The sequence below is a fragment of the Alcanivorax limicola genome, assembly GCF_019931215.1.
Taxonomy (GTDB): domain Bacteria; phylum Pseudomonadota; class Gammaproteobacteria; order Pseudomonadales; family Alcanivoracaceae; genus Isoalcanivorax; species Isoalcanivorax limicola.
On the sequence record NZ_JAIOUB010000005.1, the window covers coordinates 37,731 to 55,547 of the forward strand.

Sequence of the window (17,817 nt, forward strand, 5' to 3'; positions counted from 1 at the left end):
CGCAGGCGCCATTGCGCCAATCCCGGTTCGGGAAGACGAGCGTCGTCGGTCAGCCGTGAAGAACGTGAGAGCATGCCGGCGGCGCGTCCTGGAGCAACGCGGGGCCGCCGTGATATGCCGGGGAAGAGTGTGAGGGAGGCTGATGACAGAAGCTGGCAGCAGCCTCTGGTCAGCGCGGGTTACAGGTTTTCCTGCGCCCAGTTCACAGCCTGCAAGCGGTTGGAGGCATTGATCTTTTTGAAGATGTTGTAGATGTGCGTCTTGATGGTATGCGGGCTCAGATTCAATGAGCGGGCAATGTCGGAATTTTTGGCGCCGGTGGCCATGACCTTGAGCACCTCCACTTCGCGGTCTGTCAGATTGACTTCGCTGCGGGAGAACGTCTTGTTGAAGGCGCGGCTTTTCATCAGGTACTGCTGCAGCACCTTGCGTGGCAGCCAGAGCTCGCCCTCGAACATGGCCTTGATGCCCTTGAGCAACAGCTCCTGAGGGCAGTCATGCAGAAAGCCGCCATTGACCATGGGCAACCCGGCCAGCCGTGACAGGGAGTCTTCTTCGTCGACATTGAACACGGCAATGAAGATATCGTTGTCGATTTTCGGGTCGATTTCGAGCAGATGGCTGATGGTGTCGTTGATGTCCACGGTGCTGAAATCCACCAGGAAAAGTGACTGGCCAACCCCTTCCAGCTCATCCGCGAGCACATCCTGAACACGCTTGATACTGCGCGCTTTGACATCCTTCTTGCCGAGAAACTCCGCCAGAAGAGAGTTCTGCAGTTGTTGGCCGCCGGCGACGTAGACCTGATGATCACTGACAAAGGGGGGCATCTGTTCTGTTCCCTGTTCTTCAATTATAGGGTCCGCTGTCCAGCGGACGCGTGGTCTGGAGAGCCATCCTGCCGGGGCGTTGCGCCAGGACCTTTTTGATGGACATCATGCCAGCCTCATACTTTACTACGAATAAACACTTATTGGCGCCTAATTTATCACCAGTCGCGAGGCGGTTCAATTTGATCAGGTCAGGGCGCCTCTCTTCGCCCCTTCCGGTGATCCTTTCTGCTACACTCGGCGGCTTTCCCTGGCAGCCCGTTGAAGGTCATGAGCAGCTCATCCCCTCGATCAGTCCTGGTGCGCACCGAGTTGCGTGTCACTGGCGCCCTCGCTTCCATTTTTGCCCTGCGGATGTTCGGTCTGTTCATGCTGTTGCCGGTGTTCGCGGTCTATGGCGCGGCGCTTCCCGGTGCCACCCCTTTCCTGATCGGGGTGGCGGTGGGGGCTTACGGTCTGATGCAGGCACTGCTGCAATTGCCCTTCGGCATGCTCTCGGACCGCCTCGGCCGGCGCCCTGTGATCCTGGCCGGGTTGTTGTTGTTCGTGCTGGGTGGCGTGGTGGCGGCGCTGGCGGACAGCATTTACGGGGTCATTGCAGGGCGCGCCTTGCAAGGCGCGGGGGCCATCGCTGCAGTGGTCATGGCGCTGGTGGCTGATGTGGTGTCCGAGCAGCATCGCACCCGCGCCATGGCGGGTATCGGCATGTCCGTGGGGGCGTCCTTTTTGCTGGCGCTGGTGCTGGGGCCGATTCTGGCGGCCTGGCTGGGTTTGTCCGGATTGTTCTGGTTTTCTGCGGTGCTCGCTCTGGCGGGCATTGTGGTGGCGCTGGTCTGGGTGCCTGATCCGCGGGTGCGGGTGAGCGAGCCTGTGCTACCGCTGGGCCCGCGTCTGGCTCGTATCCTGCGGGATCCCATGCTGTTGCGGCTGAATGCCGGTATTTTTGTACTGCACATGGTGCTGACGGCCATGTTCGTGGTGGTGCCGGGGCTGTTGCTGGATGTCGGCTTGCCGCTGGCACGCCACAGCATGCTTTATCTCGGTGTCCTGCTGGCCAGTGTGCTGGTGATGATACCGCTGATCATTGCCTCGGAACGTCGCGGGGTACGCCCGGTCAAAGCGGTTGCCGTGGTGTTGCTGGGACTGTCCATGGTGGGGTTGGCGCTGGCGGGCAATCAGTTATGGCACTTCGTGCTCGCGCTGTTCCTGTTCTTTTCCGGCTTCAATCTGCTGGAGGCCCTGCTGCCTTCGCTGGTGGGCCGGGTTGCGCCAGCAGGTACGCGGGGCACCGCATTGGGTATATATTCCAGCAGTCAGTTTCTCGGCGTATTTGCCGGGGGCGCTCTCGGCGGCCTGTTGTGGCAGCAGGCAGGCGCGTCGGCCGTGTTCTGGACCGGCAGTGTATTGGTGCTGCTGTGGTTGGCGCTGGTGTTGACCATGCGAGTGCCGCCGAAGTCAGACAGTCGCGTGGTCACCTTGCGTGACCCGGTGACCAGTGCCGATGCAGCGGCCCGGCGGTTGCTTGACGTGCGTGGCGTGCTGGAAGCGATGGTCATGCCGGAGACCGGTCTGGCGGTACTGAAGGTGGACAGCGGCAACCTGGATCAAGCGGCCCTGGATCAGATGGCGGATGGTGCAGCGCAGGACCCGGGTAGTAGACAATAACGTAGCGGGACGATAACAGGCAGCCTGAGCGGCCCGCGTGACGCGGATTGCATCAGGTATCCCAACTGGCCGATAAAACTGCCAGAATGGAGCACTTTTCACGGATGAACAGATAAGACGGAGACGCAAGATGGCACGTGGTATCAACAAAGTGATTCTGATCGGTAATCTGGGGGCGGACCCGGAGACGCGCTTCATGCCAAGTGGCGGCGCCGTGACCAACGCCAATATCGCTACCAGTGAATCCTGGAAAGACCGCAACAGCGGTCAGATGCAGGAGCGCACCGAGTGGCATCGCGTGGTGTTCTTCAACAAGCTGGGCGAAATTGCCGGTGAGTATCTGAAGAAGGGCAGCAAGGTGTATATCGAAGGCAGCCTGCGCACCCGCAAGTGGCAGGGGCAGGATGGCCAGGACCGCTATACCACGGAAGTGGTTGCCAGTGAGATGCAGATGCTCGACAGCCGCGGTGGTAGCCAGGGCGGCGGGCAGGACAGCAACTACGGCAATCAGGATAGTGGTTACGCCGGTTACGAGAGCCAGGCGGCCCCCCAGGGTGGCAGACAGCCAGCGCCAGGTAATGCTGGCGGGGCTGCAGCAGGGGGCAACGCAAACAACAATGCCGGCAAGCAAGGGGGTGGTTTTTCCTCCCCTGCGGATGATTTCGACGACGACATCCCGTTCTGATCATGCCTCGCCTTCTGACGCTGACAGGCGTTTTCGTTGCCAGCCTGGTGATATTTCTTGTCTGGCTTATGCCAGCGCAACCGCTGGTGCGTAAGCTGGATGGCGTTGTCCTGGGTGATGCGCCATTACAGCTGCATCAGATCCGGGGCCGGATCTGGCAAGGCGAGGCGCGTTGGCGCTGGCAGGGTTATCGCGGTGAATTGCGCTGGGAGACGCGCTGGCGCGGCTTGAGTCCGGGTCTGCGGGTCGATGTCGCCGGCGGGGGGCTCGAACTGGACGGCTGGGCCGGCGTGTCGCCGGCCTCACTGACGGTGCGGGATCTGGCGCTGCGTGTGCCGTTGGCAGAGATCAGCCGGAATATGCCCGAAGGCCGCGCAGACGGTGTTCTCACGGGCAATATCGAGCAGCTTCGCTGGCACCGGCGCAGTGGTGATGTGTTCGCCAGCGGTGCCTTGCGCTATGGTGGCGGTCAGGTCAGTTGGCCGCCGGACGGTAGTGCCAGAGTGCCACCACTGGAAGGACGACTGTACACCGAAGATAATGTGGCGCGGGTAGAGATTACCGACCCCCAGGGCGTGCGCCTGATGGATGGTGATGTGGGCAATGGCGAGGCCGTGTTGCGCGTCTACCGGGCCTGGCCGCGGTTGCTTGGTGTCAGTCAGGGGGGTAACGACGGTGACGTCGTGTTTCAGGTCAGTCAGCAGCTGTAGTTTGCCATCTGCGGACGTTCGATGGTCATCATAGTCACACAGGTTGTCAGTACTGTCGTCACGAGGAATTAACGTTCGTTTGATGACAGGCTGTCGCACTGCCTGCTTCGCGGGCAGTCAGCAGTCAGGATGGAACATGGCTTTTACGCTTGACCAGACACAGCTCAATCGCCTCACTGGCGTTGCCCGGTGGTTGGTTGCTGTGCTGGTGGTCATTTGGCTTGCAAAGGTGATGGCTGACAGCGCGCTGCTCTGGCTGGCGGGGCCCCAGCAGGTGCCGCCGCCGGATCCGTCATTGCAGCGGCTTTCGGTGGTGGAGAACCGGCAAAACGGTACCTTGTCCCGAGAGCACGTAGAGCGCTGGAACCTGTTCGGCGTACCACCGGAGGAGGCGCCGGAGGAGCGCGTGGTGGATGCGCCGGAAACCCGGCTGCGGCTTGAATTGCTGGGGCTGTTCCAGCATCGTGATCAGTCTCTGGCGCGCGCCATTATTGCGGAGCAGGGCCGCGACGCGGCCCTGCTCAAGCCCGGTGACAAGGTGCCGGGCAATGCCGAGTTGGTCGAGGTGCTGGCAGATCGGGTGATCCTGCGGCGCCAGGGGCAGCTTGAAACCTTGCGTTTCCGCGAGCCGGAGCTGTCCGGGGGCGGGGTGTCAGTGACACCGTCCGGCCGCCAGGGGCAGGCTGCCGCGCGCAGGCCCGGGCGTACCGCTACGCCCCAGGCGCAGGAGTGGCAGCAGGATCAGGGGCAGAATCTGTTTGAGGGTGATGCCGGCCAGCAGCGCAACATGATTATTTCCCAGCTGGCTCTGGAGCCAGTGAGTGAGGGCAGCGCCGAAGGGTATCGCATTACCGAAGGCGCTCCGGCGGATGTGATAGGCAGCGTCGGGTTGCGCCCCGGGGATCAGCTTCTGTCGGTCAATGGTCATGCACTGGGCGACGAGGCAGGGGACATCAGGGCAATAGAGGAGGCGTTGGCCGCCGGGTCTGCCACCATAGAAGTGCAGCGCGGTTCACGCCGGTTTACGGTTAACTATCCGCCATAACGCGATAAAGGCGAGCGAAGAATGAAGACAATACTGCGGCTTGTCGCAGTCGTATGGATCGGGGGGCTGCTGACAGTGTCCCAGGCCATGGCTGACGATGAAAAGACCTGGACAGTGAATATCCGGAATGCGGATATTCAGGCATTCATCGGCCAAGTGGCGGATATGACCGGCAAGAATTTCGTGGTCGATCCTCGCGTGCGGGCGCGCGACGTCACCGTCATCTCCCGGCAGGCACTGACGGCCCCGGAAGTCTACGAACTGTTCTTGTCTGTGTTGCAGGTGCATGGTTACGCAGCAGTTCAGGCCGGTGAGATCATCAAGATCGTGCCCAATACCACGGCCAAGCAGAGCAACTTGCCGTTGACGCAGGAGATGGCGAGTGGCGAGGCACTGATTACGCGCGTTATCAGCGTGGACAACTCGCCGGTAGAAGAACTGGTCCCGGTACTGCGCCCGCTTGTTCCCCAATACGGCCATCTGGCCGCTGTCGGATCGGCCAACGCCCTGATTATCAGTGACCATGCGGACAATATTCACCGCATGGAGGCAATCATCGCGCATCTTGATGGCGCCGAGGCGGAAGAGGTCGAAATTATTTCGCTGCAGCACGCCTGGGTGGGTGACGTCATCAAACTGCTCGACTCGCTGGCGCCACAGCAACAGGCCCAGCAGGGGCGGCGCGCACAGCCCCGCGACGGCCGTCTGAGCCTGGTGGCGGACGAACGGACCAACCGGCTGATCATCAAGGGCGACACCATTGCCCGGCGCAGAATCGTGGAACTGGTATCGGAACTGGATGTGCGTCCGAGCCAGAGCGGCAGTGTGCAGGTGGTGCGCCTGAGCCATTCTGACGCTGAGGGTATGGCGGAGTTGCTGAAGAATTTTTCTGACGTGGCGATGGAAGGCGGCGGAGGCAGTGGCGAAGGCGGCAAGCCGCCCGGAGCCCGGGTGTCGATTCAGGCGGATCCCTCGCTGAATGCCCTGGTGATCCGTGCCGAACCGGCGCTGATGCAGGAACTGCAGTCGATTATCCGTCAGCTGGACATTCGGCGTTCCCAGATTCTGATCGAAGCGGCTATTGTCGAGGTGGGCGGCGATCTTGGGCTGCAGCTCGGCGTGCAGTTTGCCGCAGGCAACGAAACCTCGGGTGTCGGCGGGACCAATTTCAGTAACGTGGGTCTCAGCGTGAATGATGTCATCGCCAGCATTCTCTCCGGGCAGCCGCAGGGCAACCTGAATGATGGTATTACCATCGGCGGCGGCCAGCGCGATAGCCAGGGGAACTTTCGATGGGGCGGATTTCTGCAGGCGCTGGCAAGCACCACCAACGTCAACCTGCTCTCCACGCCCAGTATATTGACGCTGGAGAATCAGGAAGCGTCCATCATTGTCGGTCAGAATGTACCGTTCGTTACGGGGCAGAGCAGCAGTACCGGCTCCGGGGTGGATAACCCCTTCCAGACCATTCAGCGCCAGGATGTCGGGGTCACTTTGGTGGTCACGCCGAGTCTGGCCGGTGAAGGCACGGTACGTCTCGAACTGGAACAGGAGACGTCAGCGGTTCAGGCGGCCGCTGAGGGCGTCAACTCGGTGGATCTGATCACCAGCAAGCGCTCTATCAAGACCACGGTGCTGGCGGATGATGGCGAAACCATCGTGCTCGGCGGGCTGATTCAGGATGATGTGCGCCGCGTGGTGCGCAAAGTGCCGTTGTTGGGCGATATTCCCGTTCTGGGCGTGCTGTTCCGCTCAACCAGCGACACCCGCGAGAAGCGCAATCTGATCGTTTTCCTGCGGCCTACCATTCTGTCGGATAACCAGCGCCTTCTGGAACTGACCCGTCAGCGCTATCTGGGCATCACTGCAATGCAGTTCCGGGTCAACCGGCGCGGCGATCTGGAGCGTGTTGTGGCGCAACCGCTGCCCACGAGTGTCGATGCACTGTTTGACGGCCGCAATCCGCCACCAGAGGAATTGCGCCGCTACATGGAGCTGGATCAGCTGCCTGACGACAAACGCACCATGCAGGATGAAGCGCTGGAGTGAGTTGTCTGACACTGGGGTTGTCTGCGCTGCAGCCTCGTAGCACAATGGTGCCAGTCTCGGAGTTGAGTGACATGCGTCACATTCCGGGGTGGGCCCTGTGCCCGATATCACAACAATATCGGCATACGAAGAACAAAGGACGCCCGCATGTCGCCCTGGGGGGGAGGCGTGCAGGGCCGGAAAAGGAAGGCTGCAATGTTGCAATTGCGATTCAACGATCGTCGCGAAGACAGCGGCATCTGGTTATCCGAGCCCCGCTATATCATCGGCCGTGATGCGGCGAACACCATCGTTATCGACGAGCCTGGTGTGAGTGCATTTCATGCTGAACTGATTGTCGAGGCGGATAATCGTGTTTATCTCACCGACCTGGGCAGCCAGAAAGGTACCTTTCTCAACGGCGCCCCCGTGGATCTGCCTACCCGGGTCATGCCAGCCGACGTTATTCGTCTCCATGATGTGGAGCTTGAGCTGACGGACCCCTCACACCGATTGATGCGCATGCCGGACGATGCGCTGAGTGTGATGTTCCCGGAGTTTCGGCGCGTCACGGGCAACGCCTCGCCCTACGACACCTGGACACTCTACGCCACGGCCGGCCCGCTGCTGGGGCAGCGCTTTCCGGTGCCGCCGGCAGGCAATCTGGTGCTCGGACGTTCCCAGAACAGCGATGTCGTACTGGCTGGCGTGCATATCTCCCGGCGCCATGCCCAGATATGGTCCAGCAATGGCCGCTTGTTCGTCTGCGATATGGATTCCGCCAGCGGCACCTGGGTCAACCGGAACAAGATCAGCGAGACAGAGTTGCATCCCGGTGACGACATGCGTATCGACAACGCGGTATTCCGTATTGAAAGTCCGCGCCCTGATGCCGCTGCTACGCATTCGGATGTGGCAGGGGATGTGGGTGGCGTAGCGGAGCCGCAGGCCGTCTTTGCGCGCCGGGGACGGCGGCGAGACAGCGCCCCTGTGTTGTCGGCGGGGGTTATTGCTCGCTTTGCAGGGCGTAACTGACAAGCCCGATATCGTGCGTCATGCCTGGCTATCTTACGGTTGCCGGAGCTGCTCGAGAGACGTGAGCACGCGACGGGTGCGCTCGAGCTTCTTTTCCAGTTCCCGGTCACCGGGCATCAAGGGCGCAATGGCGCTCCAGTGACGGTAGGCGCCCTGGTAGTCACCGCTGGCATACAGGGCATCGCCACGCGCCAGGTCCAGCTCGAAGCGCTCCTTGCACAGGGCGTCCACCTGGCTCGCTTCCTGCTGCAGATTGCCGCGTTGGCGGTGTTGATGGATATAATCCCGCGCTGCCAGCAGGTCCTCCATGGCACCGCTGCGCTCGTAGCGAGTAAGACGTGCCCTGGCTTCGCGTTGTAATGTCGCACTGCGGCGCTGCTGTGCTTCGCGAGTACTGCTGGCGAGAGCCTGTTCGGCCTGTGCCAGTTGCGGGTGGGCGGGCGCGTCAGGCATCAGTCTGTGGGCCGCGCGCAGGGAATCACGCGCCAGCGCAGCATCGCCCGCGGTGAAATGCCATTCCCCCAGCATGCTCAATTCCTCGGCCAGTTCGGCGCGCCGCCGGGCGAGCCGTTGGTGTAGCGATGCTGCCGAAGGGTCGGCAAAGCGTTCCAGGTCACTTGCGGCATCTTGCTGCTGCCGCAGCCACTCTGCCTCGCTGATCAGTAACCGGGACCGCGTTGCCAGCAGCTCGCGCAGCTGTCGCTGATCGATATCGGCCCGGGCGTCCGGGATGGCATAACCGTGGGCCCAGTGCTTGCGGGCCTGATCCAGGCTGTCCAGCGCTTCCCGCCATTGCCCCGCGTTGGCGAGCTGTCGAGCGCGCGTGATACGGGTGCGCTCAAAACGGATGATATCCTGGTCAAGCGTATCCAGACGTTGCCGCAGCTCGGGCGAGGCCTGTTCACGATCAATCCGCGCGGCGGTGCGCCAGGCGCTGTTGTAATCCTGCGCTTCGATGCTTTGATCCAGGGCGACAATCGGGTCCTGGGCCGGGCGCAGCAAAGCGCAGCCGCCGAGCACCAGCTGAGCGAACAGGGACAGAGCAAGCAGCAGCGCAAACCGCTGCATCGGAACAGGGCGGGATTCAGGATGCCGGGCTTCAGGAAACATGGCGCACCCGGGGGATGGGGGTGTCCGTACACTCGCTGAGAAAGCGCGCGATGCGTTGCTCCATGAGTGCTTCTGATTGCGGATGCACACCTTCCAGCTGGTAAGTGAGCACCGGCTCGCTCTTGCCCCGGACGCGCATGGTACCGGCGACGCGGGTGCGTACACGCGGTGCAACATTGGGGTCGTTGACCAGATGGTCGGGCATGATGATTTCGCCTGCCGCGGCCATGGTCGAGAGGCGCGAGGCCAGATTCACGGAATCACCGACCACGGTGTACTGCATGCGGTCCTGTGAGCCAAGGTTGCCCGCCAGCATCGGTCCCGAGTTCAGACCGACGCGGAAATCGACGACCACCTGGCCGCGGGCCTGACGCTGTGCGTTGACGCGCTGTACCAGGCGCTGAATCATGACGGCGCAGCACAGGCCGTGATACAGATGCTCGTTGTCCTCTTCCGGCACGCCAAAGACCAACATGGCGCAGTCGCCCATGAACTTGTCGATATTGCCGCGATAGAAGTCGGCTGCGGTGGAGATGGCATTGAAGTAGTCATTCAATAGCGCGGCGACGGCATCCGGCGCCATGCCCTCGGACAAGCTGGTAAAGCCGACGATATCGGCAAACAGCACTGTTGCGTGGACCTCCCGGCCGCCCAGCTGCACCTCGCCAAGATCGGCCATCATCTGCTCTGCTACCCGGGGGCTGACAAAGCGCGACAGGGCCCGTTCAACCTGGGTCTTTTCCAGCAGGCCATGAGCCATGTTGTTGTAGGCGTCCAGCAGCTGGCCGATCTCGTCATTACTGCGGCCCGTGAGGCGCACATTCAGGTCGCCGGCGCGCAGCGCGGTGGTGGCGGCAACCAGATCGCTGAGCGGCTGCGCCAGGCGGCGACTGATCAGAAAAGCGGCGATGACCGCGATCAGGCTCATCAGCACTGTGGCGGTGATCATGGTGCGGCGCGCCTGCGCCTGGGCCGCAACGATGGGGGCGCCGGAGAGCGTTACTGCAGCATAGCCGGCGGTGGCCTCTGCGGCGCGAATCGTTGCGAAGTAAGTCGTCATCGGGGCGCCGGTGTCGCGCCATTGGCGCACCGGGCCGCTGATTGTCGGGACGGCATCGGTGGGCAGGCGGCCCGCACGGTATTTCAGTCGCAGATCGCGGTCAAACAGCGCAGCGCCTTCCAGATTTTCGCTGTCAGCGAGATTCGATACCAGCACGTTCAATGCCAGAGGGTCATCCGCCAGCAGCGGCTCCCGGGCACTGTCTGCCAACTGCGTGGCGATGGTGCGTCCAAGCCTGTCCGCCTGGCTCTGCATGGTGGTGAGCTGGGTGCTGAGGATGATCGAGCCGAGCACGCTCATGCCAATAAGCACCAGCGCAGAAAAAGTCAGCCCGAGCTTCCATGCTACCGGGAGATAATCGGGCAGCAGTGTACGCAGGCCACCAAACAGATGGCGGCCGGCAAAACCTGCAGTGTCTCGCCAACGGGATGTCACGGTGGTTCGGGCCTCGGTTTATTGCCTCAGCAGTGCCTGGGCCCAGAGAGAGCGGGCACTGCGATCGGTTCCTGAGGGCAACCATACCACTTTGTTATGCCTTCGTAACGATTCTGTAAGCCCGCAGGGACTACTGGCGCCGCCGCCGGCGCAGCGGCCGCACATTGTCACCATAATCGCCGTCACCCACCGGTTTGCGAGGTGTTTTGCCCCGCGCGGCGGCGGACTCCGGTGTCATCTGGTATCCCATGTTGACGATGGCTTCGCTGAGCTTCGGCAGGCTCATGTGCATGAGCGTGGCCAGTTGCGCGGAGACGCCGCCAACCCGCTTCTGTCGCGTGATGATTGCCTGGCAGATCCAGTCCACGGCCTGTGCCGGTGTCAGCGCCGGGGAGTAACGGTAGATCTCTGTCGGGGCGATCATCGGCGTGCGCACCAGCGGAAAATTGACCAGCGAAAAGTGGATGTTCTCGTGCCCGAGTTCATTGGCCGCCACCTGGGTCCACATTTCCAGTGCCCCTTTGGAGGCCAGATAAGCAGAAAAGCGAGCCGGCAGTGTCTGCACGCCCAGCGTGGAAATGTTGATGACCTGGCCGCCGCCCTGCTCACGAAAGCGTGGCAGTAGCGCCATGGTCAGGCGAATGGCACCGAAATAATTCAGCTGCATGGTGCGCTCGAAATCATGGAAACGTGCCAGGGAGTGGATCACCGGGCGACGGATCGAGCGTCCTGCATTATTGATCAGGATATCGACATGCGGATGCTCTGCGAGAATCTCGGCCGCCATGCGCTCACAGTCGTCCGGGTTGGCGATATCGCATGGATAGGCGTCCGCCTGGCCGCCTGCATCGACGATGGCGGAAACCACCTGCTCCAGCTTTTCGGTGCTGCGAGCACTCAGCAGCACCCGCGCCCCGGCATCTGCCAGACGGTAGGCCAGTGCCTCACCGATGCCGGTGCTGGCGCCGGTGATCAGGACCGTCTTGCCCTGGATTCTCCTGCGCAGATGCATGCCCGGAAACAGCGTGGCATCCAGGCGCCGGACCAGCGTACCGGCGAGTTCGCGCGCATGGGGGCGGATGTCGGGAAGCTTCAGATGCAGTCTGCGGGCCATAGGGTTGCCTGATACAGGTAGTCTGTGGGAAGTCCAAAGATACCCCCGGAGTTCGGGAACGGGAACCACCGCATAGACAAAATGCAACCCGGGCACGGAATTCGGGTCAATCTGCAGGCATGCTTTGTGGCGCTCATCTCATGGAGCGTCGGCCACGTGTCAGCCGCCATGTGTCAGCCACAGAGAAATTCATACCCATTCATAGCGAGATCAGGCCCTTGTCCATGTTTCGAGAATATCTGCCGGGTTACCTGGCGACCTGTTTGATGACCTGCCTGCTGGCCGGCATACCCACGTTCGCGCTGGCGGCATCCGTCAGTTCGGAGGTGGCGCCCCGTCCGGACTGGCGCGCGCTGTTTGAGGCCCGGGATGTCGTGGGCACCTTCGTGCTGTGCCAGCGCGGGGGCGCGTGTCAGGCCCACGATACCGAGCGCGCAATGACACCTTATATTCCGTCCTCCACGTTCAAGGTCGCGCATACGCTGATTGGGCTGGACGTCGGTGCCGTGGCGGATGTCGACGAAGTGCTGCCTTACGGCGGCGGCCCGCAAATGTTCTCGGTGTGGGAACAGGATCTGCCCTTGCGTGAGGCCATGCCGGTATCCAGCGTGCCGGTCTATCAGGCGCTGGCGAGCCGCATCGGGCTGCCGGATATGCGCCGCCTGCTGGCGGAGCTGGACTACGGGAATGCCGAAACCGGCGAGCACCTGACCCGGTTTTGGCTGGACGGGCCGCTGATGATATCAGCGCTGCAACAGGCGCATTTTCTGTTGCGCCTGGCGTCCGACGATTTGCCTGTGAGCCCGGAGCACCAGCGCGCAGCACGCGACATCCTGTTACTGGAAGGTGGCGACGGGTATGCGCTGTACGGCAAGACCGGCTGGGTCTTTACCCAAAACGAGGAGTTGGGCTGGTGGGTAGGATGGGTCGAGCAGCGAGGGCAAATGCATGCTTTCGCCCTGAATATCGATTTGCGGCAGGCCGGGGATGCGGACAAACGCCAGTCCCTCGGGCGCGCCATTCTGGCGGCCGAGGGACTGTTGCCCTGGTCGGGTGCTTACCAGTGAATGCCTTTGAACAGACGAGAGAAGGCGCGCTGTTCACGGCTGATGCGTTTGGGCGTGTCCTCCTTTTCGCCCCGCGCAGCTGCCGAGTCGGCAAACAGCTTGTAGCCCGTGTTCATGATGGTTTCCGTCACCTTCGGGGTCAGGAAGTGCATCACCGACCCGAGAATCCCCAGCTGTGTGGCAATGCGCTTCGGCTGGCGGATGATGGCATCGCAGATCATGTCGGCGGCCTGGTTCGGGCTGATGGTCGGCACATGATTGTAGATCTTGGTCGGTGCAATCATCGGTGTGCGAACCAGTGGCATATTGATCGTGGTGAAGCGAATGCCCTGGTGCGCCATTTCTGATGCAGCACAGCGGCTGAAGGCATCCAGTGCGGCCTTGGAGGCCACATAGGCCGAGAAACGGGGTGCATTGGTGAGCACGCCGATGGACGAGATGTTGATGATGTGCCCGCCCTGGTTCTCTGCCATGCCCGGCAACAGTTTCATGATCAGGCGCAGTGAGCCGAAATAATTCAGCTGCATGGTGCGCTCGAAGTCGTGGAAGCGATCGAAGGAGTGCATCACAGAACGGCGTATCGAGCGGCCAGCATTGTTCACCAGGACATCGACATGGCCGTGATCCTTGAGAATCTGCTCTACCAGGCGGTCGCAATCCTCGAGATCTGACACGTCGCAGCTGTAGGCTTCCGCCCGCCCGCCGAGCTTCTCGATTTCCTGCAGGGTCTCATCCAGCTTTTCCCGGGTGCGTGCGACCACCAGCACGTGGGCGCCAGCCCGCGCCAGCTTCAGCGCTGAGGCCTTGCCGATGCCCGACGTGGCGCCAGTGATCAATACGATCTTGCCGTCGACGCGTTCTTCCAGCGTCGGCAGTGGCATGGTGTCGTCCTTGCGCCCTTCGCGGTCCGGGTCCAGATGGTTGGCCCAGTAATCCCACAATACCTGGGTGTAGGACTCCAGTTCGGGAGCCTCGATGCCGCTACCCGCCAGTGCCGCCTTGGTCCGCTCATTGCTGTAGGTGGTCGGGAAGGTGAGGAATTTCAGGGTCGCCTCAGGAATGTCGAGGCTTTCCATGGCCTGATGCAGCATGTAACGCGAGGGCGGCATATTGCCAACCCCGCGGCTGAGCGCGCCCAGGCCGGGGATCGAGCGGAACAGGCTGTTGTCCAGACGTACCGCCATTTTCGGTGCGTCGGCGACACTGGCGAACAGGTTCATCACCTGACCCAGGCTGTAGTGACGGTCGGCAGTCAGGTGGAAGCACTCACCATCCAGATCCGGCTGATGCGCCAGGTAGTCGATGGCGTCGGCAACATAGTCCACCGGTACGATGTTGAAACGTCCGCCTTCGATGCCCAGCAGCGGAATCCAGGGCGGCAGCAGATCGTGCAGGCGCTGGATCAGCTTGAAGAGGTAGTAAGGGCCGTCGATCTTGTCGATTTCGCCGGTGCGCGAATGCCCGACCACCATGGAGGGCCGGTATATGCGCGTGGCGATGCCGGCGTCGCGAACCAGGCGCTCGGATTCGTGCTTGGTGTAGAGGTAGGGGTCATCCAGCGGGCCGGCTTCCTCGAACATGGTTTCATCGAAGGTGCCTTCATACAGGCCGCCGGCGGCAACCGAACTGATGTGGTGGAAGCAGCCTGCGCCCATTTCTTCGGCCAGCGCGAGTGCATTGCGTGTGCCTTCGATATTGGTCAGTTGCTGGCTGTCCGCGTCCTTGCTCAGATCGTAAATCGCGGCCAGATGCATGAAATGCTGTATCTGGCCGTGCAGGTCATCCCGGTCGCGCTTGCTCAGGCCCAGATGCTTTTTGGTCATATCGCCCTTGATGGCGATCAACTCATCCGGCTTGGCGTTGAGACGTTTGCGCAGCGCATCCAGTTTGTATTCCGAGCCTGGTCGCACCAGGGCAAAAACGCGGGCGCCTTCTCGACGCAGCAGGCGAGCGACCAGAATACGGCCGATAAAACCAGTGGCTCCGGTGACGAAGTAATTCATGAACTGACCCCTTTGCTTCCCTGTTGTGTTCCGCTGCGCGCACAGCGGTGTCTGTCGTAGTCGTGTCTTGCAAAATCCTGTTGGTGATCACTATGATGTAGATTGCGACGTACAGTTGTGAGTTGAATTGTCTGTATCTCGCGGTAGTATGTCAATAATTCGTACAAAAAAAGAACATTTTAATCTGACGAGCTGTTTTTTTAGTCAAAACCAGCTTACAAGTGTTCTTCGTAATGGCATGATATGCAGCATGATCAGCGCCGCAGCGACACAAGCAGCGACATAACGTGCGGCGTGAACCTGGCGCCAGGTGCCAGTCCAGGGCCAAGTGTCAGCATAGACGTTTGATGGGCATCCATACTCATTGTTTCGCAATAACAGGTTTGGTTATGGCAGCGATTCCGATTGATTCTCCTCCTCGCCGCCCCGGCTCTCAAGATGCCGGGCCGCAATCCGGTGCCGTTAACGGGCCTGACAAGCCTGGCAAACTGTCCCGGGCCGAGAGGAAGCTGCATACCCGCGAGCGAATTCTCGACGCGACGCTGTCCCTGGTGGCGCAGGGGCGGGGCCTGGACAGTCTCGGGCTCCGGGAAGTGGCCCGGGCGGCGGGCCTGGCGCCGACATCCCTCTATAACCATTTTCCGGATATGGAGGCCCTCGGGCTGGCGGCGGTAGAGCAGGCCTGCAGGCGTCTGCGCAGCACCATGCGCGAAGGGCGGGCAAGCCTGATTGCCGGCAGCGCGACCTCGGCCATTCGCAGCATGATCGAGCGTTTTATCGCCTATCTCGAGGATCATGAGGCGGAATTCAGGTTGCTGGTCATCCAGCGCATGGGCGCCTCCCGGCTGTACCGGCGGCGGATCCATCGGGAGTTGCAGTTGCTGGTGGAGGAGTTGGCAGAAGATGTGCGGCAGGTGGTCATGGCCCGGGTTGCAGTGCCGGTAGATGTACTGCGCGAGGCGGAGGCAGCGGTGGCTATCATGTTCGGTTTCGGCATTCTGGCCCAGGACATGGCGCCCGAAGCCCGCGTGCAGGAGTTGCCCCGGCTGGAGGTGCAACTGCAGATGGTGTTCCTGGGGGGGCGGGCGCTGGCGGCAGGAATGCGGCTGGATGCGTGAAGGCCTCCCGCCATCCCGGATAAACCCAGATTACTTTAACTTTCGTGCGTAACTTTTTGACTTGTATCACATAAAGCCGACAGGCGGCATTGTCTTTGTGCATGAGTTACTTTAAAAAAGCCTTATAACTCATTGATGCATGGAGGCAGGGCATGGCTTTTGATCCCCGCGACCCCTACGACGCAGCGGCACTTTACGACATGTGGCTCAATTGCCAGGCTTGCCCGGCGACCTTCGATTTCGAGCCAGAGCGCCCGCTGGGGCTGGATTACTACCACGACATCGGTCAACGCGCGAAGACAGAGGGTTGGGTGGTGCGAGAGCAGCCGCCAGAGGAGGGTGATCAGGACGTCAGCTATCTGGTCTGCTGCCCTCAATGTGCCAATCGTCTGGGTCTGTCTCCCACGCATACGCACCACCAGCGCCATGGTCGAGCGCCGGGCACGATCATGGACATCTGTGCCGCCGTCCGCGCAGCGGAGAGCGAAATCGCGGCCTGACTGGCGCGCTCTGGCACACCCGTGGCACGACGTGTGGCACGACGTGCGTTATGTTGAGCAATCTGGCCATGGTTGAGACGTGTCCCCGCCTCCTATACTCCCTGCTGCCTGTCCTGCCACGCCATGTGCCAGAGACCATCACAGACAGAGGGGAGTGAGTATGTCCGCCACCGAAATGAGCCTTGAACAAGCCCTGCACAACCGTCGTTCGGTGCGGGGCTTTCTGGATAAGCCTGTGCCGCAGAAGGTGCTGGAAGAGGTTTTTTCCCTGGCCCAACTGGCGCCCAGCAACTGCAATATCCAGCCCTGGCGGGTGCTCGTGGCCTCCGGCGACGTGCGTGATACCTTGCGGCAGCGCATGGTGGACAGCGCCACGCAAGGCAAGCCCATCAGCCCGGATTTCGAACATCTGCCCAATTTCGAGGGGGTTTACCGCCAGCGCCAGGTGGATTGCGCCGTGGAGCTGTACAACAACATGGGGATTGCCCGGGATGACAAAGCCGGGCGGATGCGTGCCACCTTGCGTAATTTCGAGCTGTTTGATGCCCCGCATGTGGCATTTATCGGCATGGACCGCCAGTTCGGTGTGACCGTGGCGCTGGATGTCGGCATGTACATCCAGAGCCTGATGCTGGCCATGACCGCGCACGGTATTGGCTGTTGTGCCCAGGGCAGCATGCGCTACTACCCGGATGATGTGCGGCAGATATTCTCCGAGCCGGAGTCCACGGCCATTCTTTGCGGCATCAGCTTTGGCTATGAGGATACCGATGTGGCCGCCAACCGCACCCGGGTTGGCCGGGCGCCGCTGGGTGACTCGGTCACCTTCCTGTCGTAACAGGGGGGGCTGGCTGTATTGCCTTGGCTATAGCGTAAGTGCGCGCTCACTATTGCCGGGAGGAAATGCGCGGCGCTCTGTGCTATACTGCCGCGCTTTCCGCAGACGCAACCATGAGTAATGTGTGGGTGATATGACAGGCGCCATGATTATCGTCAAAGGTTCTATTCCGGTCCGGTCCGACTGCCGTGAAGACGCAGTGGCATTGGTGCAGGCGCTGGCGGAAGCCTCGCGCACGGAAGACGGCTGTCTGGCCTATGAGGTGCTCGTTCAGGCTGATCAGCCTGAAGTCATTGTGATCTGGCAACAGTGGCGCTCCATGGACGCCCTGGAAGTGCATTTTGCCTCCGCGCACGTGGACGCATTCCTGGATGCGATCCCCGATATGATCGACGGCCAGGTACGGTCGACGCGCTACGAAGTGCAGGCGGAAGAAGGTGACGAGGATCTTGATGATCACACGGTCCTTGAAGTGGATCTGCCCGGCGTACTGCTTGGTGACGAGATCGTGCTGCACTGACACGATTCAGGTCTGATTCCCGTCTCTTTGGCGACATACACCGCAGCACACTAT

The 17,817-nt window shown here is 61.5% G+C and carries 16 protein-coding genes; 11 read left to right on the top strand and 5 right to left on the bottom strand.

What is annotated here, in order from left to right:
- Positions 1 to 179 precede the first annotated feature (179 nt).
- A complete protein-coding gene (locus K8B33_RS15340) occupies positions 180 to 830 on the bottom strand; it encodes a LuxR C-terminal-related transcriptional regulator (RefSeq protein WP_223428137.1) in 651 nt (216 codons plus the stop codon).
- Between the two features lie 270 nt (positions 831 to 1,100).
- Here K8B33_RS15340 and K8B33_RS15345 point away from each other — a divergent pair, with 270 nt between their 5' ends.
- The 6 genes from K8B33_RS15345 (at position 1,101) to K8B33_RS15370 (ending at position 7,998) form a co-directional block, all read left to right on the top strand.
- Positions 1,101 to 2,495, top strand: a complete 1,395-nt coding sequence (locus K8B33_RS15345) for an MFS transporter (RefSeq protein WP_223428140.1) — start codon at positions 1,101 to 1,103, stop codon at positions 2,493 to 2,495.
- 130 nt (positions 2,496 to 2,625) lie between these two features.
- Entirely contained in the window at positions 2,626 to 3,180 is a 555-nt protein-coding gene (gene ssb / locus K8B33_RS15350) for a single-stranded DNA-binding protein (RefSeq protein WP_223428142.1), read from the top strand.
- A gap of 2 nt (positions 3,181 to 3,182) precedes the next feature.
- Positions 3,183 to 3,890 (top strand): type II secretion system protein N, encoded by a 708-nt coding sequence (gspN, locus tag K8B33_RS15355; RefSeq protein ID WP_223428144.1) that lies wholly within the window; start codon positions 3,183 to 3,185, stop codon positions 3,888 to 3,890.
- Between the two features lie 136 nt (positions 3,891 to 4,026).
- The gene (locus K8B33_RS15360; RefSeq protein WP_223428146.1) at positions 4,027 to 4,935 is read left to right on the top strand and encodes a type II secretion system protein N; all 909 of its coding nucleotides are present in this window, start codon (positions 4,027 to 4,029) and stop codon (positions 4,933 to 4,935) included.
- Between the two features lie 21 nt (positions 4,936 to 4,956).
- Positions 4,957 to 6,984 (top strand): type II secretion system secretin GspD, encoded by a 2,028-nt coding sequence (gene gspD / locus K8B33_RS15365; protein ID WP_223428148.1) that lies wholly within the window; start codon positions 4,957 to 4,959, stop codon positions 6,982 to 6,984.
- A 195-nt stretch (positions 6,985 to 7,179) separates the two neighbouring features.
- Complete coding sequence (locus tag K8B33_RS15370) at positions 7,180 to 7,998, top strand: FHA domain-containing protein (protein WP_223428149.1); 819 nt, start codon at positions 7,180 to 7,182, stop codon at positions 7,996 to 7,998.
- Positions 7,999 to 8,031: 33 nt separating this feature from the next.
- Here the strand turns inward: K8B33_RS15370 and K8B33_RS15375 are convergent, their stop codons facing one another.
- The 3 genes from K8B33_RS15375 to K8B33_RS15385 all read right to left on the bottom strand — a co-directional run bounded on the left by K8B33_RS15375 (position 8,032) and on the right by K8B33_RS15385 (position 11,717).
- Positions 8,032 to 9,108: a coiled-coil domain-containing protein gene (locus K8B33_RS15375; protein WP_223428150.1), complete on the bottom strand. Its 1,077-nt coding sequence runs from the start codon at positions 9,106 to 9,108 to the stop codon at positions 8,032 to 8,034.
- Complete coding sequence (locus K8B33_RS15380) at positions 9,098 to 10,603, bottom strand: adenylate/guanylate cyclase domain-containing protein (RefSeq protein WP_223428151.1); 1,506 nt, start codon at positions 10,601 to 10,603, stop codon at positions 9,098 to 9,100. The genes K8B33_RS15375 and K8B33_RS15380 overlap by 11 nt, the downstream gene beginning before the upstream one ends.
- Positions 10,604 to 10,733: 130 nt before the next feature.
- Entirely contained in the window at positions 10,734 to 11,717 is a 984-nt protein-coding gene (locus K8B33_RS15385; RefSeq protein ID WP_223428155.1) for an SDR family NAD(P)-dependent oxidoreductase, read from the bottom strand.
- A gap of 224 nt (positions 11,718 to 11,941) precedes the next feature.
- Here K8B33_RS15385 and blaOXA point away from each other — a divergent pair, with 224 nt between their 5' ends.
- Positions 11,942 to 12,784 carry a class D beta-lactamase gene (blaOXA, locus tag K8B33_RS15390; protein WP_223428156.1) on the top strand — a complete coding sequence of 281 codons (843 nt, stop codon included), beginning with the start codon at positions 11,942 to 11,944 and terminating at the stop codon, positions 12,782 to 12,784.
- Here the strand turns inward: blaOXA and K8B33_RS15395 are convergent.
- A complete protein-coding gene (locus K8B33_RS15395; protein ID WP_223428157.1) occupies positions 12,775 to 14,787 on the bottom strand; it encodes an SDR family oxidoreductase in 2,013 nt (670 codons plus the stop codon). The two genes, blaOXA and K8B33_RS15395, sit on opposite strands and share 10 nt — an antisense overlap.
- 389 nt (positions 14,788 to 15,176) lie before the next feature.
- On the opposite strand from K8B33_RS15395, the gene K8B33_RS15400 reads away from it, so the two are divergent.
- The 4 genes from K8B33_RS15400 to K8B33_RS15415 all read left to right on the top strand — a co-directional run bounded on the left by K8B33_RS15400 (position 15,177) and on the right by K8B33_RS15415 (position 17,763).
- Positions 15,177 to 15,905, top strand: coding sequence for a TetR family transcriptional regulator (locus tag K8B33_RS15400; protein WP_223428158.1), 729 nt, complete (start codon positions 15,177 to 15,179; stop codon positions 15,903 to 15,905).
- 152 nt (positions 15,906 to 16,057) lie between these two features.
- Positions 16,058 to 16,405, top strand: a complete 348-nt coding sequence (locus K8B33_RS15405) for a hypothetical protein (RefSeq protein ID WP_223428159.1) — start codon at positions 16,058 to 16,060, stop codon at positions 16,403 to 16,405.
- A 160-nt stretch (positions 16,406 to 16,565) separates the two neighbouring features.
- A complete protein-coding gene (locus K8B33_RS15410) occupies positions 16,566 to 17,243 on the top strand; it encodes a nitroreductase (protein ID WP_223428161.1) in 678 nt (225 codons plus the stop codon).
- Positions 17,244 to 17,376: 133 nt separating this feature from the next.
- Entirely contained in the window at positions 17,377 to 17,763 is a 387-nt protein-coding gene (locus K8B33_RS15415; RefSeq protein WP_223428297.1) for a putative quinol monooxygenase, read from the top strand.
- The last annotated feature ends 54 nt before the right edge of the window (positions 17,764 to 17,817 follow it).